At 46.2% G+C, this 22,829-nt stretch carries 18 protein-coding genes; 10 read left to right on the top strand and 8 right to left on the bottom strand.

The window, feature by feature from the left end; all coding sequences use genetic code 11:
• Positions 1 to 13: 13 nt before the first annotated feature.
• The gene (gene lon, locus VFC92_08080; GenBank protein HZK08146.1) at positions 14 to 2,485 is read left to right on the top strand and encodes an endopeptidase La; all 2,472 of its coding nucleotides are present in this window, start codon (positions 14 to 16) and stop codon (positions 2,483 to 2,485) included.
• A gap of 11 nt (positions 2,486 to 2,496) precedes the next feature.
• Complete coding sequence (locus VFC92_08075) at positions 2,497 to 2,907, top strand: hypothetical protein (protein ID HZK08145.1); 411 nt, start codon at positions 2,497 to 2,499, stop codon at positions 2,905 to 2,907.
• Between the two features lie 34 nt (positions 2,908 to 2,941).
• Here VFC92_08075 and VFC92_08070 read toward each other — a convergent pair whose 3' ends face one another.
• The 3 genes from VFC92_08070 to VFC92_08060 all read right to left on the bottom strand — a co-directional run bounded on the left by VFC92_08070 (position 2,942) and on the right by VFC92_08060 (position 5,665).
• Positions 2,942 to 4,138: a mechanosensitive ion channel family protein gene (locus VFC92_08070; protein ID HZK08144.1), complete on the bottom strand. Its 1,197-nt coding sequence runs from the start codon at positions 4,136 to 4,138 to the stop codon at positions 2,942 to 2,944.
• 459 nt (positions 4,139 to 4,597) lie between these two features.
• Positions 4,598 to 4,822 (bottom strand): hypothetical protein, encoded by a 225-nt coding sequence (locus VFC92_08065; GenBank protein ID HZK08143.1) that lies wholly within the window; start codon positions 4,820 to 4,822, stop codon positions 4,598 to 4,600.
• A gap of 81 nt (positions 4,823 to 4,903) precedes the next feature.
• Positions 4,904 to 5,665, bottom strand: a complete 762-nt coding sequence (locus tag VFC92_08060; GenBank protein HZK08142.1) for an RNA methyltransferase — start codon at positions 5,663 to 5,665, stop codon at positions 4,904 to 4,906.
• Between the two features lie 372 nt (positions 5,666 to 6,037).
• Between VFC92_08060 and VFC92_08055 the strand changes: the two genes are divergently transcribed.
• From VFC92_08055 to nqrF, 6 genes are read left to right on the top strand one after another with little or no spacing between them, the layout of a single operon-like run.
• On the top strand, positions 6,038 to 7,390 hold the full coding sequence (locus VFC92_08055; protein ID HZK08141.1) for a Na(+)-translocating NADH-quinone reductase subunit A: 1,353 nt from the start codon (positions 6,038 to 6,040) through the stop codon (positions 7,388 to 7,390).
• A 21-nt stretch (positions 7,391 to 7,411) separates the two neighbouring features.
• On the top strand, positions 7,412 to 8,566 hold the full coding sequence (locus VFC92_08050; GenBank protein HZK08140.1) for an NADH:ubiquinone reductase (Na(+)-transporting) subunit B: 1,155 nt from the start codon (positions 7,412 to 7,414) through the stop codon (positions 8,564 to 8,566).
• Positions 8,567 to 8,610: 44 nt separating this feature from the next.
• The gene (gene nqrC / locus VFC92_08045; protein ID HZK08139.1) at positions 8,611 to 9,366 is read left to right on the top strand and encodes an NADH:ubiquinone reductase (Na(+)-transporting) subunit C; all 756 of its coding nucleotides are present in this window, start codon (positions 8,611 to 8,613) and stop codon (positions 9,364 to 9,366) included.
• Positions 9,359 to 10,003 carry an NADH:ubiquinone reductase (Na(+)-transporting) subunit D gene (locus tag VFC92_08040; GenBank protein HZK08138.1) on the top strand — a complete coding sequence of 215 codons (645 nt, stop codon included), beginning with the start codon at positions 9,359 to 9,361 and terminating at the stop codon, positions 10,001 to 10,003. Before nqrC ends, VFC92_08040 begins: the two co-directional genes overlap by 8 nt.
• Before the next feature lie 54 nt (positions 10,004 to 10,057).
• A complete protein-coding gene (nqrE, locus tag VFC92_08035) occupies positions 10,058 to 10,675 on the top strand; it encodes an NADH:ubiquinone reductase (Na(+)-transporting) subunit E (GenBank protein ID HZK08137.1) in 618 nt (205 codons plus the stop codon).
• A gap of 58 nt (positions 10,676 to 10,733) precedes the next feature.
• Entirely contained in the window at positions 10,734 to 11,990 is a 1,257-nt protein-coding gene (nqrF, locus tag VFC92_08030) for an NADH:ubiquinone reductase (Na(+)-transporting) subunit F (GenBank protein HZK08136.1), read from the top strand.
• Between the two features lie 222 nt (positions 11,991 to 12,212).
• Here the strand turns inward: nqrF and VFC92_08025 are convergent, their stop codons facing one another.
• From VFC92_08025 to trkA, 3 genes are all read right to left on the bottom strand, one after another.
• On the bottom strand, positions 12,213 to 13,574 hold the full coding sequence (locus VFC92_08025) for an MATE family efflux transporter (GenBank protein HZK08135.1): 1,362 nt from the start codon (positions 13,572 to 13,574) through the stop codon (positions 12,213 to 12,215).
• Positions 13,575 to 13,755: 181 nt separating this feature from the next.
• A complete protein-coding gene (locus VFC92_08020; GenBank protein ID HZK08134.1) occupies positions 13,756 to 15,258 on the bottom strand; it encodes a potassium transporter TrkG in 1,503 nt (500 codons plus the stop codon).
• Between the two features lie 5 nt (positions 15,259 to 15,263).
• Positions 15,264 to 16,604 carry a Trk system potassium transporter TrkA gene (gene trkA / locus VFC92_08015; protein HZK08133.1) on the bottom strand — a complete coding sequence of 447 codons (1,341 nt, stop codon included), beginning with the start codon at positions 16,602 to 16,604 and terminating at the stop codon, positions 15,264 to 15,266.
• Between the two features lie 190 nt (positions 16,605 to 16,794).
• Here trkA and VFC92_08010 point away from each other — a divergent pair, with 190 nt between their 5' ends.
• Positions 16,795 to 19,122 carry a hypothetical protein gene (locus tag VFC92_08010; protein ID HZK08132.1) on the top strand — a complete coding sequence of 776 codons (2,328 nt, stop codon included), beginning with the start codon at positions 16,795 to 16,797 and terminating at the stop codon, positions 19,120 to 19,122.
• A 46-nt stretch (positions 19,123 to 19,168) separates the two neighbouring features.
• On the opposite strand, the gene VFC92_08005 is transcribed toward VFC92_08010, so the two are convergent.
• Positions 19,169 to 19,966 (bottom strand): amidohydrolase, encoded by a 798-nt coding sequence (locus VFC92_08005; GenBank protein ID HZK08131.1) that lies wholly within the window; start codon positions 19,964 to 19,966, stop codon positions 19,169 to 19,171.
• Positions 19,954 to 21,108 carry a methionine aminotransferase gene (locus VFC92_08000; protein ID HZK08130.1) on the bottom strand — a complete coding sequence of 385 codons (1,155 nt, stop codon included), beginning with the start codon at positions 21,106 to 21,108 and terminating at the stop codon, positions 19,954 to 19,956. The genes VFC92_08005 and VFC92_08000 overlap by 13 nt, the downstream gene beginning before the upstream one ends.
• A 355-nt stretch (positions 21,109 to 21,463) precedes the next feature.
• On the opposite strand from VFC92_08000, the gene VFC92_07995 reads away from it, so the two are divergent.
• Complete coding sequence (locus VFC92_07995) at positions 21,464 to 22,654, top strand: phosphoglycerate kinase (protein HZK08129.1); 1,191 nt, start codon at positions 21,464 to 21,466, stop codon at positions 22,652 to 22,654.
• Positions 22,655 to 22,829 lie beyond the last annotated feature (175 nt).

Genomic DNA, 22,829 nt, shown 5'->3' with positions numbered 1-22,829 from the left:
AGACAAAAAATATATGATTGATAAAATAGAGATCAAAAGCCAACGATTTACTGACATCATCGAAAACGACGCGGAATTTATCCCTTTGCTTTCGCAGGAAGACGAAGAGGTAATGAATGCCGAGGAAGTGCCCGATGTGCTTTCGATACTGCCACTGCGCAACACGGTGCTTTTCCCGGGCGTGGTGATTCCCATCACGGTGGGGCGCGACAAAAGTATCCAGCTTATCCGCGACGCCTACCAGACCAAGAAGCCCATCGGCGTCGTAGCACAAAAAGATCCCGAAATCGACGACCCGACCAAAGACGAGCTCTACCAGATAGGCACCATGGCCACCATCATGCGCATTTTGCAAATGCCCGACGGCAACACCACGGTGATCATCCAGGGCAAAAAGCGCATCATGATCAACCAGATGGTGACCGACCAGCCCTATTTTATTGCGCAGGTGAGCACTTTCGAAACGGCAGCGCGCCCCAGCGAAGATGAAAATTTCCACGCGTTGATTTCTTCGCTCAAAGACCTTTCGATAGAAATCATCAAGCTTTCGCCAAATATTCCCAGCGACGCTGCCTTTGCCATCAAAAACATCGAAAGCACAGTGTTTTTGGTCAATTTCGTTTCGAGTAATCTTAATATTGATATTGCTGAAAAGCAAAAGCTGCTGGAGGTTTCGGAACTCCGCGAACGCGCACACAAAGTGCTGGAGGCGCTGAGCAAAGAAAAGCAGATGCTCGAACTGAAAAACAAAATTCAGGACAAGGTAAAAGTTGACCTCGACAAGCAGCAGCGCGACTATATCCTCAACCAACAACTCAAAACGATACAGGAGGAGCTGGGAGGAACTTCGCAGCAACAGGAAATCGAGGAGCTGCGCGAAAAAGCCAAAACAAAAAAATGGTCGAAGGAGGTGGCAGAGACTTTTGAAAAAGAGCTGCTAAAGTTGCAGCGCATCAACCCCAACGCCATGGATTATTCCATACAGCTCAATTACCTGGAGACCTTGGTGGAGCTGCCCTGGAACGAATACACAAAGGACAACTTCGATCTGAAACATGCCCAAAAGATACTCGACGAGGATCATTATGGTTTGGAAAAGGTAAAAGAGCGCATCATCGAATATCTGGCAGTATTGAAGCTTAAAGGCGATATGAAGTCGCCTATCATTTGTCTGGTCGGCCCTCCGGGCGTCGGGAAAACTTCGCTCGGAAAGTCTGTAGCGCGGGCGGTGGAACGCAAATACATCCGTATATCGCTGGGCGGCCTGCGCGATGAAGCCGAAATCCGCGGCCACCGCAAAACCTACATCGGCGCCATGCCCGGACGTATCATCCAAAGTTTGCGCAAAGCTAAGGCTTCCAACCCCGTGTTTGTCCTCGACGAAATCGACAAAGTGCTGGGTGCCACCCACAGCGGCGACCCGTCGGCAGCGCTGCTCGAAGTGCTCGACCCGGAGCAAAACACTACCTTTTACGACAATTTTCTGGAGATGGAGTACGACCTTTCTCGCGTACTTTTTATCGCCACCGCCAACACGCTTTCCTCAGTTCATCCTGCCTTGCGCGACCGCATGGAAATAATCGACATCAGCGGATACCTGCTCGAAGAAAAAGTGGAGATTGCCAAACGCCACCTCATCCCAAAACAATTGGCAGAACACGGTGTAAAGCGGACGCAAATCTCCTTCCACAAAGCTATTATAGAAAAGGTAATCGAAAACTACACCCGCGAATCCGGCGTTCGATTGCTCGAAAAACATATCGCCAAACTCATCCGTGGCAAGGCACGTTTCATTGCCGAAGGCGAAAAATATACCAAAAAAGTTAGCGAAGAGGATTTGCAGAAAGGCCTGGGATCTGCCCGTTTCGACCGCGAACGTTCTATCAGCAACGACGTGGCCGGCGTGGTTACCGGTCTGGCCTGGACGGCAGTAGGCGGCGAAATATTGTTTATCGAGTCGAGCATCAGCCCTGGCAAAGGCAATCTCACCCTTACGGGCAACCTGGGCGATGTAATGAAAGAATCGGCAACGATTGCCTTCGAATGGATAAAAGCCCACGCCGATGAGCTGGATATTCCGGCAGCAGTTTTTCGCAATTACAACCTGCACATCCACATCCCCGAAGGCGCCACGCCCAAAGATGGCCCCTCAGCAGGCATCACAATGCTCACCGGACTGGCGTCGCTGTTTACACAACGCAAAGTACGCAGTAAAATAGCCATGACCGGCGAGATAACCCTCCGTGGAAAAGTGCTTCCAGTGGGCGGCATCAAAGAAAAAATTCTCGCTGCCAAGCGCGCCAAAATCACCAACATAATCATCTCCAAAGAAAACGAGAAAGATATCAACGAGATCAGCAGCAAATACCTCCAAGGTTTGACGTTTCATTATGTTGATAATATGCGTCAGGTGCTGAAACATGCGCTGCTCGACGAAAAGGTTGAAAATCCTGTAAAGTTTAAATTCGATTACAATATACCTTAAAAGCATCTCCTATGTCCGACAAAAAGCGCCGCATTCTACTGAGAAAAACGCTGGCCTATTTCCGCAACTACCGCTGGGCTGCCAGGCTCAGCGGATTTCTAGGGCTGGTACTAATAATCTCGTTTTTGTTCGGGCAGGGCTTTGCGATATTGCGTGACGCACACGCCTCCTTTGAGTTGCTGTTGGTGCTAACACTTCTCTCGCTGTCGATCTTCGGATATATTGCAGGATGGCTTATCGAGATTGCCGGCGGTGTTCTGCTCACGCTGGCTGGGTTAATCATCGGATTATTCACAGCTTTTTCTCCGGTTTTTGGGACCATACATTACGCGCTGTTGCTTTCGTTACCACTGCTTATCCCTGGCATTTTTTATCTGCTTTCGTGGTACAACAAAATCAGAAGGCGGGAGCTGGGAATTTAGACATCACGGCGTCCATAAAGGACGCCTCTGCTGATTACCTCGGGCTTTCTTTCAACGGATCGGGAGCACTGTCGGGTTGATGGTTGCTGTCGGTTATCTGATTACCCTCTTCTTTTTCGCGCAAGTCGCGCAGGCCAAAGTCGAGCGGGCGACTTTTGTCACCAGCTACATAAATAGTTTGTGTAGGATAGGCAAAATCGATACCAGCTGCATTGAACCGGCTGATAATGTCGAAATTCAGCTTTTCGGAGAAATCCATATATTTCCAATAATCGGGCGGATGGTACCAATAAACCACCAGAATGTTGAGCGAGGTGCTGTTGAGTCCGTTAAAATAAACCCTGGGCGGAAAGTTGGCATTCATACCTTCGTGATTATCGAGGAGTTTTTTGATGATATCGATACCTTCCTGAATTTTCCCAGGCGGGGTGTCGTATGTCACCGTTACATTCATCGTGCGTTTTATGAAAGGTCGTTTGCCAATATTCTGAATAGTCCAATTGGCCAGCTCTCCGTTGGGTATGGTCACCAGATGTCCATCGAGCGTTCGAATGCTGGTGCTCCTCAGCCCGATATTCTCCACAGACCCATCGTGGCCATCCACTTTCACGCGGTCGCCGATGTCGAATGGCTTGTCGCCGGCGATTGCAAATGAACCTATAAAATGCTTAAGGGTATCCTGTGCTGCCAGCGCTATCGCTAAACTACCAATACCCAACCCTGCGATAATAGTGGTGATGGGCTTGTTGCTCAAAATCTGAAGAATCTGCAACAAAATCAGAATCACCACCAACGCCTTCAGCGTCTTGCGGATCACCGGCACGAACATTTTGTTGATTGAGGAGGATTGCCGCCGCTCAATAAGTTTTTCAAACCACAATGCGGGGACTTCTACCAACTGATAAACAAACACTCCGATGGCAATCGCCATCAGTATCTGGCGACTGGTAGAAACCATGTCGTCGTACTTCGGCGGAAAGCTCAACAGGCCCAACCCTACTACCAATCCCAAACTTAATAATACTATCGTGGCCGACTTGGCAATGGCTTCCAAAAAACCGGCGTACAGCGGATTGTCGGCGATGAGATGTTTTTTCGACAATCGTCTGATTAGAAGCCGAACAACTTTACCGATAAAAAACAAGACAAGCAGGGTGACTGCAAGCACCAGATAGCGATGCAGGTCGCTGCTGTTACTCACCTGATCAAACCAAAACTCTATTTTTTCCATTTTTTAAAACAACTATTTTATTCGTAATTTTTAATTTCATTTTTCTGAAAAGGTCAGGCTAAAATTGTATTTGAAATTTCAAAAATACCACTCTTTACTGACTCTTCAGACATCCAAACAAGCTAATTTCTTTTTTTTAAAAATTGATTACTCTCCGGCCTGATGGCGTTGCCCAATCAACTCCAAACTTTCATCCTCTTGCTACGGGACAAAACAGGACATGGGAACTTTATAAACGGAAATGATTGGGTTTCGCAAGTCAAACCGTGAATTACGTCAGACCAGACAACAAAAGGTTGAGGTGTATGCTTTGGGCTTAAACAGCATTCACGGTGTGACTGATGGTATATTTTGACGTTTCTATGTCCTGCGGACGATAGAAAGCCGCAGTCATGCGGCATTCACATTGTGACTGGCGCCTGAAAGGAAATATTGGTTTGGGGATTTAAAAGAAGGAAACTATGCGGTGATCTCCTCATAATCCACTTCCTTGCGCTGGTGTTTGTTGTCGCAGCTATCGTCGCTGCTCTTGCCGCAGCTGCAGCCGATGCGCTGGCCCGTGCTCGGATCGACGCTTCCACAGGATTTTTGAAATTCGCCTCCTTTTTTCAGGAACATTTTGATGGCTAGACCAGCAATTGCCAGTCCTATTAATATGGTGGAAATGATGATGAGCTTAAGCATGATAAAATAATGTTTTAATATTTTAGAGCTAACAACCCGCTAAATGCAATGTTTATTGCTTTTGCAAAATAAAAAAAGAGTTCAGACCAAGCGGCGGCGCAGCTCGTAGCATATCAATGCTGCAGCAATGGAGGCATTGAGCGACTCCGGGCCATTGGGGTGCCATGCAGGAATGAAAAGCCGCCGGGTAAGGAAGCTTTCAACTTCTGCCCGGATGCCATGCGACTCGCTGCCAATTACAAAAACTCCTTTATCATCAAAGTTTATTTTCGGCAGAGATTCGCCAGCCAGCATTGCTCCTATCACAGGGATGTCGTCAGGAAGCTGTTGCAAAAATTTGACGACTTCCACATAAAAAATATTAATTCTGAAAAGCGATCCCATGGTAGCCTGCACCACTTTTGGGTTGAACAACTCTACTGTATCCATCGAACAGACAACATTTTTGAACCCAAACCAATCGGCGGTGCGCAAAATGGTACCCAGGTTGCCCGGATCGGAAATGCCATCGAGCATTAGCACATAATCCGCCCGGATATCGGCGCCGGGAGCCGCCTCGGCGGGCATACGCACCACGGCAAGCACACCGGGAGCAGTGGTAAAAGTAGTAAGGCGCCCAAGCTCCTTTTCGGTTGCCTCATGCAGCGGAATGTCTTCAGGCATAAGTTTTCGGTTTTTGGAAAGCCATTCTTTGGTGGCAATTACCTCCACAATTTGCCATGTACTGCTTGCCAATTCTTCCATCATTCGTGTACCTTCAACGATGAATATCCGATGCTGCTGCCGGTATTTCTTCTGATGCAGCTGACGTATAAATTGTATTTTATTTTTGGAGAGCATCATTCACTGCTTGCGTGTGCGGCAAAATTAATGGAAAAACCCAGTAGTCCGTTTATCTCGTGCTTCAATAATTTTTAACTGATTCATTGATCAAAATTATCGGTCAAATGTTATGAGAATTTTACTTTTAGTGAATTAGTTAACAATACATGTAAGTTTTTGAATATTTTTGCTGTCAAATATTTTTTTGCAATAACACGTAATAAAATGAAAGCATTTACTTGGATTATTGAAAAACGATAGTACATCATAACATTGTTATTCAAGTATCCTTTTACTGAAATAAATTAACAATATCCGCTCTGAGACAGATTTAATTTATAATATTGCACCACTTTTAGAAAGAAATCATTAGGTACTATTTGATTTTACGACATGTCAAAAAAAATAACGATTAAAAAAGGGTTCAACATTCCACTGGCCGGAGAAGCCGAGAAGACCATCACAGAGGTCGATGCGGGGCATTACGCCATCAAGCCGATTGATTTTGTGGGCGTTTTCCCAAAGCCATTGGTACACGAGGGCGACAAGGTAAAGGCCGGCAGCGAATTATTTTTTGATAAATACCGCGAGAACGTCCGCTTTACCTCGCCAGTGAGTGGCACAGTGAAGGAAATCCGCCGCGGCGCCAAGCGCGTATTGCTGGAGATCACCATCGAAGCTGACGGAATGCAGGAATTTGTCGACTTTGGAAAAGCCACCCCCGCTAGTCTTACCCGCGAAAAAATAGTGGAAAAGATGCTCAAAAGCGGCGTTTGGCCTTTCATCAGGCAGCGACCTTACTCGGTTATCGCCAATCCCATCGACGATCCCAAAGCAATTTTCATCTCCGGTTTCGACACACATCCGCTTGCACCCGATTACAATCTGATCGTACAGGGCCAGGGTGCAGATTTCCAAACCGGCCTCGACACACTGAAAAAACTTACCACAGGCATCATCCATCTCAACCTGCAGCAGGGAACTACACCTTCCGACGTTTTTACCAACGCAAAAAACGTTCAGATCAACTGGTTTGCAGGGCCGCATCCTGCAGGAAACGTTGGTACACAAATCAACAAAATTGATCCTGTTAATAAAGGTGAAGTAATTTGGAATCTGCGTCCGCAGGAGGTCATCACCATTGGCCGGCTTTTTAACGAAGGGCGCTTCAATGCCGAACGCATCATTGCCCTTACCGGCTCCGAAGTACTCAAGCCCCGCTACATCCGCACGCGTCTGGGCGCTACCATTGCCAGCATGATCCGCAACAATGTAAACTCGGGCAAGGTTCGCTACATAAGCGGCAACGCGCTTACCGGACGAAAGATCGACAGCATCGGATTCGTCGGCTTCTACGATTCGCAGGTGACCGTGCTGCCCGAAGGCGATTATTACGAATTGCTTGGCTGGGCGCTGCCGGGATTTGGGAAATTCAGCTTCTCGGATGCATTCCCTAATTTCCTTAACGGAAAAAATAAAAAATATCAACTCGACACCAACCTGCATGGTGGACACCGCGCTTTTGTAATGACCGGACGTATGGAGAAGGTTTTCCCTTTCGATATCTACCCATTGCAACTTATCAAATCCATCATGGTTGAAGATATTGATGAAATGGAAAAACTTGGCATTTATGAGGTGGACGAAGAGGATTTTGCGTTGATCGAATACATCGACACATCCAAAACTGAAATACAGACCATCGTGCGACAAGGCATCGACCTGATGAGAAAAGAAATGAGCTAACGAATAAATAAATTGTAGATAATGAATGGCTTAAGAAAATTTGTTGATAAGATCAAACCGCACTTCGAAAAGGGCGGCCGGTTCTCATACCTGCACAGCACCTTCGATGCTTTTGAGACTTTCCTGTTTGTGCCCAACCTCACAACGCGCATGGGCAGTCACATCCGCGACTACATCGACATGAAACGTACGATGAGCTTCGTGGTGATAGCCCTGATTCCTATCCTGCTTTTTGGGATGTGGAATGTGGGTTACCAGCATTTCCTTTCAATGGGTGAATCGGTTACTTTGTGGGAAAATTTCCTGTTCGGACTTGGTAAGGTATTGCCTATTGTGGTAGTATCGTACGCTGTGGGTCTGGGTATCGAATTCATCTTTGCACAGATACGCGGACATGAAGTCAACGAAGGCTTTTTGGTTTCCGGAATGCTCATCCCTCTGGTACTTCCACCCGACGTGCCGTTGTGGATGGTGGCGTTGGCTACTGCTTTTGCCGTGATTATCGGCAAAGAGGTTTTTGGTGGCACCGGTATGAACCTACTCAATCCCGCGCTGACGGCACGTGCCTTTTTGTTTTTTGCCTATCCATCGGATATGTCGGGCGACAAAGTGTGGATACACAGTCAAGGCGACGCTATATCCGGTGCAACCCCTCTTGGCAATTTGCTTACAGGTCATATGCCCACCGCTTCTGCCTCCGATATGTTCTGGGGCTTCATTCCCGGTTCCATTGGCGAAACCTCTACTTTTCTGATCCTTATCGGAGCACTATTTCTCATCATCACCGGCGTAGGCAGCTGGCGTATTATGGTATCGGTGTTTGCCGGTGGCTTTGGTCTGGCAGCCCTTTTCTGTGCTATCGCTCCATACATTGCACCCGACAATGCTTACATGGCTCTCCCACCGTGGTATCATCTCATCATGGGCGGCTTTGCCTTTGGCGCAGTGTATATGGCTACCGATCCGGTGACTGCTGCACAAACCAACCGCGGCAAGTGGATTTATGGCGTATTAATCGGGGTGATGGCCGTGCTCATACGCGTACTCAACCCGGCCTATCCCGAGGGCATGATGCTGGCCATCCTGCTGCTCAACGTCTTTGCTCCGCTTATCGACCATTATGTTGTGGAAGCCAACATTAAGAAACGTCTGAAACGTATTCCGGTGAAAGCCTGACCACGTGAACTATATTTTGTAAATCATCAAAAAAAGATCAGATTATGTTTTCAAACAAATATATTTTCACTTACGCCTCTGTGATGGTTATCCTGGTGGCAGCCATCCTCTCGTCGGCTTCGATGCTGCTCAAGCCCTATCAGGAGGCCAATGTGAAAGCTGAAAAAATCCAGGGCATTCTGGCTTCGGCCAATGTAACGACCGATCGCGATCAGGCCGAAAACATCTACCAACAGCACATCGTAGAAGAGCTTGCGGTAGATTCGTCGGGCAACGTGGTAAGTCGCTACCGCCACGACTCGCTGATAGAAGGCAAGGTGCGCCCTTTTAATATCGATGTAAAAGAAGCCCTCTTGCGCAAACAGGCTATAAAACGTGGCGAATCGACAGATCCACCTTTTTGGCCCATTTTCGTACTCGAGAAGGATGGTAAGAAATTTTACATCGTGCCGCTACGTGGCGTCGGACTGTGGGGACCCATCTGGGGAAACATCGCCTTTGAGAGCGATTTCAACACCATCGCCGGTGCCACCTTCGATCACAAAGGAGAAACGCCCGGGCTGGGTGCTGAAATCGCTACGCCCTCCTTCGAAAAGGAGTTTAAAGGCAAAACTATTTTTAATGAAAAGGGCGAATTCGTTTCGGTAAATGTGGTAAAAGGCGGAGCCGACCCTAATGCACCTCATGCCGTGGATGCCGTTTCCGGTGGTACCATTACCAGCAACGGCGTAAGAGATATGCTCCTGAACGGACTGGATAACTATATTCCTTACATCAAGAAAAACATCAACAATGAGTAATAAAGAACCATTATTTTCAGCTAAAAACCGGCGACTGCTCACTGCACCACTCGGCAAGGAAAACCCCATCACCATTCAGGTGCTCGGCATCTGCTCGGCGCTGGCAGTAACCGTAAAACTCGAGCCGGCCTTTGTAATGACCATTTCGGTAATCGCCGTGCTTGCCATCGGCAACGTGATGATATCTCTGCTGCGAAAAACCATCGCGCCGCGCATCCGTATCATCGTGCAACTGGTGGTAATTGCTTCGCTGGTAATCCTGGTGGATCAGGTGCTGAAAGCTTTCGTTTACGACGTCAGCAAACAGCTCTCAGTATTTGTGGGTCTTATTATCACCAACTGTATCATCATGGGACGCTTCGAAGCATTTGCCATGAGCAACAAGCCCTGGCCTTCGTTTCTCGATGGCGTGGGCACTGCTACCGGCTATGGCATCATCCTGATCATTGTGGCATTTTTCCGCGAACTTCTTGGCTCCGGTTCAATCTGGGGATACCAGGTCGTACCCGAGGCACTTTACAACTTAGGATACAAGGACAATGGCTTGATGATATTACCGCCGGGGGCGCTTATCGTTATAGGCATTATTATTTGGGTACAGCGTAGCCGCGACAAATCACTCGTCGAAGTAAATTAACATATGCTTTTTTAATAGCTAATATTTTTAGATAACGATCAAAAAATCATCATAATGGAAAATCTGATCAGCATATTTGTAAGATCCGTCTTTGTCGACAACATGATTTTTGCCTACTTCCTGGGGATGTGCTCCTATCTGGCGGTATCAAAAACCGTGAAGACCTCCGTGGGACTAGGCATTGCCGTGGTATTTGTACTGGGCATCACAGTTCCGGTTGACTATCTCCTAAATAAGTACCTGCTGGTGCCTGGCGCCCTGGCATGGCTTAGTCCGCAGCTTGCCGATGTAGATCTGAGCTTTTTGAGTTTCATCATTTTTATCGCTGTCATCGCTTCGATGGTACAATTGGTAGAGATGATCATCGAGAAGTTTTCGCCGGCCTTGTATTCGTCGCTGGGAATCTTCCTGCCGCTTATCGCCGTAAACTGCGCCATTTTGGGTGGCTCACTTTTCATGCAGGAGCGCGACTATGCCAACGTTGCCGAAGCCACTGCCTTCGGGTTGGGTTCGGGTGTAGGCTGGTTTCTGGCTATTGTAGGCATTGCGGCTATCCGCGAAAAGATAAGGTACAGCAATGTTCCGGCACCGTTGCGTGGATTGGGCATCACCTTTATCATCACCGGACTAATGGGTATCGCTTTCATGAGCTTTATGGGTATCAAACTGTAACAGCAGATAAATATCTTTTATTAATAAGAAAATGACAACGTTTAAAATATTTTTGAATATGATACTAGCAACCGGAATTGGTGGGGTGATGGGTATTAGCATCGCCATCTTCCTGACCATCATCATTCTGCTGGTGGGCATCCTGATTTATGCACGCAAAAAGCTGATGCCGCAGGGCAAAGTAAATATCACTATCAACGACGAGAAAGTGCTCGAAGTGGAACCGGGCAGCACGCTGCTCACTACGCTTTCCAACAATGAAATATACCTACCGTCGGCATGCGGCGGCGGCGGCACCTGTGCCATGTGCAAATGCCAGGTGCTCGAAGGCGGCGGAAGCATTTTGCCTACCGAAGTGGGTTATTTTACGCGCAAAGAACAAATGAGTAACTGGCGCCTGGGATGCCAGGTAAAGGTGCGCGAAGACATGAAGATACACGTGGCACCCGAAATTTTTGGTATTAAGAAATGGGAATGCGAAGTGGTGTCGAATAAAAACGTCGCTACTTTTATCAAAGAATTTGTGGTGAGATTGCCGAAAGGTGAAAACCTCGACTTCAAATCAGGCGGCTACATTCAGATAGACGTGCCACCCATGGAGGTGAATTTCAAAGACATGGAGATAGCAGAAAAATACCGTGGTGAGTGGGATAAATTCAACATGTGGGATTTGAAGATGAAAAATCCGGAGCCCGTATTCAGAGCCTATTCCATGGCCAACCACCCTGCCGAAGGCGACATCGTGATGCTCAACATCCGCATCGCGACACCTCCCTTCGATCGGAAAGCAGGCGGATTTATGAAAGTCAACCCCGGCATCTGTTCGTCCTACATCTTCTCGCGCAAGCCTGGCGACAAGGTAACGATATCAGGCCCTTACGGCGAATTTTTCATCAAACCCACTAACAAAGAGATGATGTTTATTGGCGGTGGCGCCGGCATGGCACCGATGCGCTCGCATATCTTCCATCTTTTCTATACCGAAAAAACCAAACGCAAAGCTACTTTCTGGTATGGCGGCCGCTCGCTACGGGAACTGTTTTATGTAGATCAGTTTGATCAGATTGCCAAAGAAAACGACAATTTCACTTTCAATATCGCGCTCTCAGAACCACACAAAGACGACAACTGGAGTGGCTACACCGGTTTTATCCATCAGGTAATCCTGGATAATTACCTGAAAAACCATCCCGAACCTGAGGAAATCGAATATTACATCTGCGGCCCCCCCATGATGAACGCCGCCGTTATTAAAATGCTCGACGACTACGGCGTACCGGAAGAAAACATCGCCTTCGACGACTTTGGAGGATAGAAAAAGAGATGAGTGGTGAGCGGTGAGAAGGTAGGATTTTTTAAAATTGAGACATATAAAATGAGAGGCTGTAAACGGCCTCTCTTTTTTTTTGGCTAAAATTATAGCTTTGGCTAATGCCCCACAAAGTTTTGCATCCTTTTACCCTCGACCAAGAAGCAGAGAGATAGTAACTCCTGCATCATTTTATCCCTGCTCTGAAAGTACTGGCTTAAGAAGTTTTTAAATTACCTTCTTCTGCCAGTTGCCATATTTGAGGTATAACCAGGAGCTGATGCCGATGACGGCATAATAAAGATACTCTGACGTCCAGATAAGCGGCAAAGACGCATGGAAAACATAGGTAAGCACGATTATGTAAAGAACATACAGGCCGATAGTAGCGGTTTCGATGGCCAAAGCACTGCGGGTATTGGCAGTACCTGAAACACCACTAAACCAGTTGATGGAAACCGACATCGGAACGATGGCGCCCAGTACCACCAGCAACACAGGTCTGGCATCGGCTATAAGCAACGGGTCGTCGGTGTAGATGCGGATGAGTAATTCGGGAATGAGCAAAGCCACTGCAAGCACCACAAAGGAAATAGCCATACCCATCCGGTTTACTTTATGTATTATCGGGATTACGGCATTTTTATGGCCTTCGCCGATAGCATTGCTCACCAGCGTATTTACCAGGGTACTGAAGGCCCAAATATGAATCATCAAAAGCGTGTAGAGACTTCGGATGATATTGGATACAGCAAGCGGTCGTTCGCCCAGATGCTCGATGAGCATAAAAAACAGAAACCAGGCAGCTATCGAAACAAAGTTTTGGAGCATAATAAAAACCGAGAGATTCCAGGTACGCCGGATAATTCCCCCATCAAACTTCGGCAGACGGAATATGTGATACTTGCGACTTGCCTTGCTGCTAAGGGTGGCAACAATAAAAAACAAAGCTGCAACTCCTTCAGAAATCACCGATGCCAGCGCAGCGCCGGAGATGCCCATTTCCGGGAAACCAAAATGTCCGAATATCAGCACATAGTCCAGCGAAATGTTGACGATGGCCATGATGGCTGCACTGATTCCCAATAAACCGGTGCGTGTGGTACCTACCAGAAAGGCGCGAAAAGCCACATTTGTAAAGGCAAACATGATACCCCATATCCGGTAATCGAGGTATTCGATGGATGCTTTGTAAATATCAGGCGACGTGATGAAGGCGCTAAGAAACGATGGTGCAAAAAACCATATCAGCACGATAAGCAGCACACCCATCGCCACAAAAATGTACATGGTGTGATAGAAGATACGGCCTACCTGCTTGTAATTGCCTTCGCCATTGCGACGCGCCATAAGTATTTGCGCTCCGTTACCAAAGCCAAAGCCCAGCATAAAAATCCAATAATAAAACAATCCGCCTATAGCCGAAGCGCCAAGTTCTATCTCCCCCACCCTGCCCAAAAAAGCGGTGTCGATTACAGCAATTAAATTTTGTGCCAGCAAACTCAGAATAATCGGATACGACAGATTCCATATCTTTCGATACGAAGGCACCGACTCCAGAGGCAATTTATTTTGGCTGAAAAGTTTCAAAAGAATTAGTAGCTATTAAAAACCAGTTGCAATATTAACAACTTACAAAACAAGAAATCTAAATTTTATTGCCGAAAGGCATCTGTCAGCGCATTTTTGTAAGGTTTTTAACGGGAGCGATGGAGGATTTTGTTATCCGCTAATCCGCGTCAATTCGTGGATGTTTTCCGCGAAAGCGGCATTATCTTTTCCAGAACACCGGTGAGAAAAGGATAAGCACCGTAAAAAGTTCGAGGCGTCCCAGTAGCATCAGAAACGAAAGAAACCATTTCCCGATGTTGGGTATTGCTGCAAAATTTCCTACGGGACCTACCGCGCCAATGCCTGGCCCTATGTTGCCTAAAGTTGCTGCCGTAGAACCAATGGCCGTTTCAAAATCAAGCCCCAGCAGCGACATTACAAAAGTGCCGATGGCAAAAATGATGATGTAGATAAGGAAAAATGCCAGCACGTTGAAGATAATGTCCTGCGAAACGGGCCGGCCATTCATTCGAACAGGAATAACGGCCTGGGGATGCATCAGCCGTTTTAGTTCCAGAAAACTATTTTTGAACAGCAGCACCTGCCGCACTACTTTGATGCCACCACCCGTAGAGCCAGCGCTGCCGCCAACAAACATCAGCATAAAAATCAAAAACCACAAAACCCCCGGCCACATCAGGTAGTCGGCGGTAACAAAACCCGTAGTAGTGATGATGGACGAAACGGTGAAGATGCTATCGCGAAAAGCCTGCTCCATATTCTTCCCGGAGCTACTAAAAACCAGTGCAATAGCAATGATAAAGGAGGTAATAAAAATTATGTAGATATAATAACGGTATTCTTCGTTGCGCCAAATTTCCTTAACGCGGCCATGCAACGCAAAATAATGCAGAGTAAAGTTGGTACCGGCCAGAATCATAAAAATGGCGATGACGTACTGGATGTAAGGCGAAAATCCGGCTACACTGGCGTTTCTGGTAGAAAAGCCACCGGTTGCCATGGTTCCGAAAGCGTGACAGATTCCATCGAAGAAGTTCATGCCTCCCAGCATCAGCAGCAGTGTCTCTACAAAAGTCAGCAGCACATAGATGCCCCAGAGCCGTTTGGCGGTTTGTGTGATGCGCGGACGCAGTTTGTCGGGCGTAGGGCCGGGCACCTCGGCCAGGAAAAGCTGCATGCCGCCGATGCCCAGAAAAGGCAGGATGGCAATCGACAGCACGATGATTCCCATACCACCGATCCAATGTGTGGTAGAGCGCCAGAAAAGCAGCCCTTTGGGCATGGCTTCCACGTCGGTGAGAATAGTGGCTCCGGTGGTGGAAAATCCGGAGATGGTTTCAAAAAAAGCATCGGTGTACGAAGGGATGCAACCGCTAAGCACAAAGGGCAAGGCTCCAAAAAGCGAAATCACCACCCAGGCAGTGGAAACGATGATGTAACCTTCGCGTTTGCCAATAATTTTGCTCGAATCTTTTCCGGGAATATGATACAACAGCAATCCCACCAGCAGCGTAAAAAAAGCGCTTATAGCGATAGACCAGAATTCGTGCAAACCATCTACAAAGCTCCACACAAAAGCTTCTTTCCCACCGTAATACGCCGCAAACCCCAAAGCAGTGGCCATGAAGACACCTTCGATGATAAGCAGTATCCCCAGGATGCGTACAATAATATCGAAGTTTATTTTCGCCGTGCGGGCCATCGCCGTTAGTTAAAAAGTTTGTCGATTTTTGCCACAGCCGATGGCAGCGAGAACACCACTACTTTATCGCCTGCCCGGATGCGAAAATTTCCCACGGCGATGTAGCTGTCTTCGCCTCTTACAATGCCGCCGATGATGGCTTCTTCAGGAAAACGGAGCTTGCGGATAGGTTTCTTGGTCACCTCCGAGTCGGCTTTCACCACAAACTCATACACTTCGGCATCGATGCCATGCAGAACCTTGGACGACAAAACCTCCGAACCCATCGTAAACCTGGCAATATAACTTGCCGTGATTATTTTTTTGTTGACGATGGTGTCGATGCCAATATTTTGGGAAATGTCGATGTAGTCGATATTTTCGACCAATGCGATGGTCTTTTTCACACCAAACTTGCGGGCATGCAAACAGGTGAGAATGTTGGTCTCGCTGTTGTCGGTAAGGGCGATAAAAGCATCCATGTCCTCGATACCTTCGTCCTGAAGCAATTCTATATCGCGTGCGTCGCCATTTATTACCAGCACATTGTTCAATTCGTTGCTCAGCAGTATGCTTTTTTCGCGGTCTATTTCCACCAATTTCATGTCGTAGACATTCTGCAGACGTGTCGCGGTTTTGTGCCCGATACGCCCTCCGCCGACAATCATCACTTTTTTAATTTCATATTCAATTTTTCCACCCAACTTCAACAGCGTCTTGATACCATCGGGACGCGAGATTACGTAGGCCAGGTCACCAATTTTAAACGAGTCGTTGCCACGTGGAATAATGGTTTTCGAATTGCGATGGATGGCAACAGCTCTAAAATCGAGGTATGGGAACTCCGAAGCGATGGTGTCGAGGGTTTTACCCACCACTTTGGCATTTTCGTCGAGCTTGATGAGAAAGAGGATAAGCTTCCCGCCCGAAAACCCATAAGTCTCGGTGGCGGCAGTCTGCTCGAGCAGATTTACTATTTCTTCGGCAGCCAGCCGTTCCGGACATACCAGATAATCCACGCCAAGCGACTTGAAAAGCTCACAGTTTTTAGGCTCCAGATATTCGGTGTTGTTCACACGGGCTATGGTGCGTTTGGCGCCAAGCTTCTTGCCGATGATTGCCGTCATCAGGTTGATTTGTTCGTCGTGTACCACTGAGATAAGCAGATCGGTATGACGGACGTTGGCACGTTCCAGCACATTGATGTGGGTGCTGTCGCCGGCGATAGTCATCAGGTCGGTGTGCGCCTCGATGAGCTTGAGCAGATCGCTGTTCGGGTCAACCACGGTAATGTCGTGGTTTTCGCTTACCAGCAACTTTGCCAGGTGAAACCCAACCTCGCCATCGCCAGCAATTATGATGTTCATTTTTTTCATAGAATACAGCCTGCGAAAGTAAATCTTTTCAGCACACAAAGAAATTGATGATTTCAGAAGAGAGAGAGATTAGAAAATAGAGGTCACTGTTTTTGACAATGAGAATAGTTTTTACTTTTGACGACTTGAAATTGAACCTTTGAAAATGAAATACGATTCGATAAATTTGAATTTTGATGTAATGAAAAAAAGATTCACTAGCCTATTGCCTTTTGCAATTATAACATTAGCCGGGATGGTCATCGTTGCTTCATTTTATGGCAAGGTTTTATCAAATCCAAATGACGTTATCTTTAGCGACAGCGGTGATGGGATAAAAAACTATTTCACCTATGCCTATCACATCAGGCACGACAGCACCTATACAAACTTTGAGGGAATGAACTATCCGTATGGGGAGAATTATTTATATACCGACTGTCACCCGATAGTATCAAACGCATTCAAGTTTCTGTCTGTCAAAGCACCATTTTTCATATCTCATTCTGTTGGGCTCTTGAACATTCTGATGATTCTATCCATCCTTTTCACTTTTGTCATTACTTATCTTCTCCTGGTTGAATTAAAAGTAAACAAATGGATGAGCGTGTTTTTCAGTATCAGCATAACATTGCTGGCCCCGCAAATATTTCGTTTAGGTGGACACCTGGCCCTATCATACAGTGTGGCCATTCCTTTATCGTGGCTAATTACCTTAAAGGTCATCAAAAACACACGTAAAATCTACCTTATCCTGCTCTTCATAAGCAATATCTTTTGGATGTTTATTCATGCATACCTGGGGGTCATTGTAATTTCATTTTTATTCTCAATAGCACTTTTGCAGATATTGTCGGACAAGCAAAGAAGGGAAAAACTAATCAACTACATCTTGCTTGCACTGGCGATAGTTCTGCCGGTTATTTTATTTTATTCGTATGCTGCTTTAACCGATACGCATGCCGGAAGAACGAATAATCCTTCAGGCTTTTTTCTTTACAATGCTGAATTCGACGATATTTTAATACCCCATCATAAACCTTTTGGCCCTCTGTTAAATAAATTAACCGGCGAGATTATAAGTTTGCAATGGGAAGCATGGGGGTATGTTGGTTTGTTTAATAGTCTGCTATTCATCGCTGTGGTAATCACATTATTGTTAAGCTTTTTTAATACAAACGCAAGGGCTTTGCTAAAAACCATTTTCGACAACAGACGATTAAACATCTCTTTATTTGCATCTTTTATTGTGCTTTTGTTTGCCATGGGAATACCATTTAAACAGTTCCCAAAACTCCTTGAACTATTGCCAATACTTAAACAATTCAGAGCAACAGGCAGATTTGTATGGCCATTCTATTTTGCTTTTACAGCTTTTGCAGCCTATGCTTTTCAAACAAAAGTTCTAAATCATAAGGATAAAAAGAAAAGGACTTTTGGAATATTATTCATTGTTTTGCTGCTTGGGACAAGCTATGTCGAGGGGTTTTACTACCACATTGATGTAGCAAAAAGCATAACAAAAACCCCTAACCTGTTTAATGAGGATCTGTTAACCCAGGAATTCACAAAATCCATCGCTCGCATTAACCCTGATGATTATCAGGCAATAATATCTATTCCTTTCTATTATCAAGGCTCTGAAAGCTATGCCCGACCAAGAAATGATGAAGCTATCCGAAACTCACTAGCCCTCTCCTACCATACCGGAATACCAAATGTTTGCGCCAATCTGACGCGGACATCTGTGGAGGAAAGTAAAAAAATCGTTCAAATAGTAACTCCTAATTATTATTCTAAAAAAATTACCGATAATCTTCCCAACAAAAAGCCATTTCTTATTGTAAAAACAGGAAATAGCTTTACGCAATACGAACAAATGATTCTTGAAAAAGGAAGATCAATCTCTAAAAATGACAAGTTCGAATTATTGCAAATTGAATTTGATGATTTGTTTAGCGATGACAGAAACAAAGTAATCAACGATTTTCAGGAAAAGTTATCCGACCTTGCGCAACAAGATGAATTTTATGTTACCAGGCCAGGTTCCGTCTTGTACTTTAATAACTTTGAAAACATAAGTTCGGACACCTCATTCAGAGGACAAGGTAGTTTTACATCAATTAAAAAAGGCAAGAACGTTTTTGCTGAATTTCCTCCAAATACTTTTCAGAAAGACAAAGAATATGAATTTAGCATGTGGATGTTTAATGGCGAGCCGGATGCATTGAATATGTGGTTTAGGGTAATTGTTGAAGAATTTGATGAAATTAACAACACGTGGTACACGACTACTTTTTTCCCTGATCAGGCAGAAGTGATAAACAATAATTGGTCGCTGGCAGAAGGCGTGTTTACGGTAAAATATCCTAAAAACAGGGTTTATATCGTCTCGAAAGGAAAAGAGGACGCTACAGCAAGTTTACATGTGGATGATTTATTAATAAAGGAAAGGGGTGTCGATGTTTATAAAATTGATAGCCTGGATAACTCCTTGTTTTTTAATAATCATAGAGTAAGCCTACGTTAGATATTGCTATTATGCTATTGGCTTTAATCAATAAACAATTTCGCTTTTACTCCACGCCCTTCACCTCAAACTCATCCCAATCCATATAAAAACCAAAGCGCTTGCGGTTTTCGAGAAGCTGGTCAGGGCTAAGGATGATGTTGGGTGCTGACGGAGTATCGTCTGGCGCCTGGTAAAGACATTTCCCCTCGGCGTCGAGGATGGCGCTGTGGCCTGTGTGGTGGATGTTGTTGCCGTCGGTGCCTATCCGGTTTACACCAACAACAAAAGACTGGTTTTCGATGGCACGGGCCATGAGAAGTTGCTGCCAGGCATGGCTGCGAACGGTTGGCCAGTTGGCAATATAGATCAACAAATCATAATCGAAGTTTCCATCGCGGTAGCGGTTGCGAGCCCACACCGGGAAACGCAGGTCGTAGCAAATCAGCGGCCTGATTTTCCAACCCTTTAGCGTCACGGTGAGCAAACTGTTGCCACCTGTAAACACCTCCCACTCCTTGGTCAATCTGAAGAGATGCCGTTTGTCGTAAGTCTGGTAGTTGCCATCAGGAGTTACCCAATAAAGGCGATTTAAATATTTCCCATTTTCCTCGGTGAGCACACTTCCGGTAACAACGCATTGCAACGACCGGGCCTTTTGTTGCATCCACGTGAAGGTGCGGCCTTCTGGTTTTTCAGCGAGATCGGAATTGATCGCAAATCCTGTGTTGAACATTTCAGGAAGCAGCACCAAATCTGTCGGCAGCGCTATTTTTGAAAGTTGTTGATCGAAACTATCAAGGTTGGCTGAGGTATCTTCCCACACCAAATCAGCCTGTACCGGTGTTATAATTAAATCTTGCATAATATCTCGCCTGCTTTACGAAGTGTTTCTTCTTTTTTAGCAAAACAAAAACGCAATATTTTATCGTCTTTGCCATCGTGATAAAATCGCGAAATCGGAATAGAGGCTATCTTGTGCTGCTTAACGAGCGTGGTGGCAAAATCCATTTCGCTGGCATCGGAGATGGCGCTGTAATCGAGGCATTGGAAATAGGTGCCGTGCGATGGAACCACCTTGAAACGGGAGCCGGCGATGAGATCAAGAAACAAGTCGCGCTTCTGCTGGTAAAAATCTGCCAGTGAAGTGTAGTTTTTTTCGTCTGCGAGCATATCGGCCAGCGCCATTTGTATGGGAGTGTTGGCAGCAAAGAGCACCCACTGGTGCATCTTTCTAAATTCTTTCGTCAAATTTTCAGGTGCCATCACATAACCAGTCTTCCATCCTGTGGCATGAAATGTTTTACCAAAAGAGCCAATCACCAGGCTGCGCTGCGCAAGATGAGGATAACGACAAGCGCTCTCGTGCTGAAAACCGTCGAAGATAAGATGTTCGTACACTTCGTCGCTCAGCACCAGAATGTCGGTATTTTGTGTGAGGCGGCTAAGTTGTTCCATATCTTCTGCACTAAAAACGGCACCGGTAGGATTGTGCGGCGTATTGATGATAATCATCCGGGTATGGCTGCTAACAAGCCGGGCAGTTTGCTCCCAGTTGATGGTGTAGTCGGGCATTTGCAGGTGGGCGTACTTTACGCGGCCACCATTTACTTTTACAGCTGGAGCGTAGGTGTCGTAAGCCGGCTCAAAAATAATGGCTTCGTCGTCGTCGCGGATAAAAGCAGCAATGGCAGTAAAGATGGCTTGCGTGGCTCCGGCCGTGACGGTGATTTCTGTCTCGGGATCGTAGGAAATGCCGTGAAGCTGCGACGCCACCTTGCTGATAGCCTTTCGCAGTGAAGGCACACCGGGCATGGGTGCATACTGGTTAAAGCCCTGCTTCATGTAATGATGCACACGGCTGATCATCTCTTCAGAGATATCAAAATCAGGGAAGCCCTGCGAAAGGTTGAGCGCCTGATGTTCGTTAGCCAGCGCCGACATAGTGGCAAAAATAGAAGTAGCAATGGTTGGTTGCTTACTGTGGATTGTTCCGGTAAATTTCATATAGAGTTTCTTTTATGCAAAGGTAGGAAACCTTTTTAACCCCGTTCCGAAATGTTACAAATGCTTTGGGTCTTGCTGGAATGGATCTTTCCTCTCACTTCCTGCATTTTATCAATAAATTCCAACCTCCGGTAGTCGGAGTAAACATTCCAAATAAATCTCAAAATCAAAAGCTCAATGTCCCAAACTCTCAGGTATTTTGATATTTGTTCTTTGTAATTTATTTGTGATTTGGAAATTGTGAACTATGACTTGTCCTTTTGTCTTTTCTCTTTTGTCCTTCAGAATTGTGCTGGTTTATCTTATTTTTGCATCGAATTATTAAATCCTAAAATTTAAAAAAAATAATTTTATTATGAAAACTATTGATAACCTTAATTTTAATGGACTTCGCGCCATCATCCGCGTCGACTTCAACGTACCACTCGACGAAAACCGCAACATCACCGACTTTACGCGCATCGATGCTGCCATTCCTTCCATAAAAAAGATTCTGAACGACGGCGGCATGGCCATCATTATGTCGCATCTGGGTCGGCCCAAAGAAGGCCCTGAAGAAAAATACTCGCTGAAACATCTTGTGCCGGCTTTGACAGAGCGGCTTGGCCGCGAGGTAAAGTTTGCCAGCGACTGCATCGGCGAAGTGCCGCGCCGCATGGCTGCTGCTATGAAAAACGGAGAAGTGCTGCTGCTCGAAAATTTACGTTTTTATAAAGAAGAAACCAAAGGCAACCGCAATTTTGCCGGCGAGCTGGCAGCACTGGCCGATGTGTATGTAAACGATGCCTTTGGCACTGCGCACCGTGCGCATGCTTCCACCACCATCATCGCAAGTTTTTTCCCCAACGACAAATATTTTGGCTATGTGATGGCCAACGAGCTGACGCACATCAACAATGTGCTGAAAAATCCAAAGCGCCCCTTCACAGCAATACTGGGTGGCGCCAAGGTTTCAGGAAAAATTGAGATCATCAAAAACCTGCTCGACAAAGTCGACAACCTGATTATTGGCGGCGGTATGATGTTTACTTTTATCAAAGCACAAGGCGGACAAACCGGCACCTCGCTGCTCGAAGAAGAACTTATCGACACCGCCCGCCAGGCCATTGCCGACGCCAAAGAAAAAGGGGTAGAGCTGCTCATCCCTACGGATGCAATAATCGCTGACAAATTCGAAAACGACGCCAACTACAAAACGGCCCCCGCCGATCAGATACCTGACGAATGGATGGGGCTGGACATTGGCCCGGAGAGCCGTAAACGCTTCGCTGAAGTCATTGGCAAATCCAAAACTATATTATGGAACGGCCCGATGGGTGTGTTTGAGATGGAGAACTTTGCCGAAGGAACACGCACTATCGCTGAAAAAGTTGCCGAAGCTACCGACAAAGGCGCCTATTCGCTCATTGGCGGCGGCGACTCGGTGGCAGCTATCAACAAATATGGATTAGCAAACCGTGTGAGCTACGTTTCTACCGGCGGCGGCGCCATGCTCGAATACATCGAAGGCAAAGAACTGCCCGGCGTAAAAGCCATTGAGGAATAATATTTAATGGAACGCAGGTGGCACAGATTAGGCGGGTATTCACGGATTTTTTAATTACTGTCCGATAAATACATCTTTTTATAAAATAGATTCTTCGCTCCATCCCGAAATTTCAGGATTTCGCTCAGAGTGATAGTCATTTGGGCTTTTAGGGAGGTGGTGGTTGGCGGCTTTG

It is taken from the genome of Bacteroidales bacterium, assembly GCA_035647615.1.
Classification (GTDB): domain Bacteria; phylum Bacteroidota; class Bacteroidia; order Bacteroidales; family 4484-276; genus SABY01.
The sequence above is the reverse complement of the archived record's forward strand: the minus strand, read 5'-3'. Positions and strand labels throughout refer to the sequence as shown.

Excerpts from the sequence above, each read along its gene's own strand:
- VFC92_07995 (HZK08129.1), top strand. The coding sequence starts at position 21,464 with ATGAAAACTATTGATAACCTTAATTTTAATGGACTTCGCGCCATCATC.
- VFC92_08075 (HZK08145.1), top strand. The coding sequence starts at position 2,497 with ATGTCCGACAAAAAGCGCCGCATTCTACTGAGAAAAACGCTGGCCTAT.
- nqrE (HZK08137.1), top strand. The coding sequence starts at position 10,058 with ATGGAAAATCTGATCAGCATATTTGTAAGATCCGTCTTTGTCGACAAC.
- nqrC (HZK08139.1), top strand. The coding sequence starts at position 8,611 with ATGTTTTCAAACAAATATATTTTCACTTACGCCTCTGTGATGGTTATC.
- nqrF (HZK08136.1), top strand. The coding sequence starts at position 10,734 with ATGATACTAGCAACCGGAATTGGTGGGGTGATGGGTATTAGCATCGCC.
- lon (HZK08146.1), top strand. The coding sequence starts at position 14 with ATGATTGATAAAATAGAGATCAAAAGCCAACGATTTACTGACATCATC.
- VFC92_08050 (HZK08140.1), top strand. The coding sequence starts at position 7,412 with ATGAATGGCTTAAGAAAATTTGTTGATAAGATCAAACCGCACTTCGAA.
- VFC92_08010 (HZK08132.1), top strand. The coding sequence starts at position 16,795 with ATGAAAAAAAGATTCACTAGCCTATTGCCTTTTGCAATTATAACATTA.
- VFC92_08070 (HZK08144.1), bottom strand. The coding sequence starts at position 4,138 with ATGGAAAAAATAGAGTTTTGGTTTGATCAGGTGAGTAACAGCAGCGAC.
- VFC92_08055 (HZK08141.1), top strand. The coding sequence starts at position 6,038 with ATGTCAAAAAAAATAACGATTAAAAAAGGGTTCAACATTCCACTGGCC.
- VFC92_08065 (HZK08143.1), bottom strand. The coding sequence starts at position 4,822 with ATGCTTAAGCTCATCATCATTTCCACCATATTAATAGGACTGGCAATT.
- VFC92_08020 (HZK08134.1), bottom strand. The coding sequence starts at position 15,258 with ATGGCCCGCACGGCGAAAATAAACTTCGATATTATTGTACGCATCCTG.
- trkA (HZK08133.1), bottom strand. The coding sequence starts at position 16,604 with ATGAACATCATAATTGCTGGCGATGGCGAGGTTGGGTTTCACCTGGCA.
- VFC92_08005 (HZK08131.1), bottom strand. The coding sequence starts at position 19,966 with ATGCAAGATTTAATTATAACACCGGTACAGGCTGATTTGGTGTGGGAA.
- VFC92_08040 (HZK08138.1), top strand. The coding sequence starts at position 9,359 with ATGAGTAATAAAGAACCATTATTTTCAGCTAAAAACCGGCGACTGCTC.
- VFC92_08060 (HZK08142.1), bottom strand. The coding sequence starts at position 5,665 with ATGATGCTCTCCAAAAATAAAATACAATTTATACGTCAGCTGCATCAG.
- VFC92_08000 (HZK08130.1), bottom strand. The coding sequence starts at position 21,108 with ATGAAATTTACCGGAACAATCCACAGTAAGCAACCAACCATTGCTACT.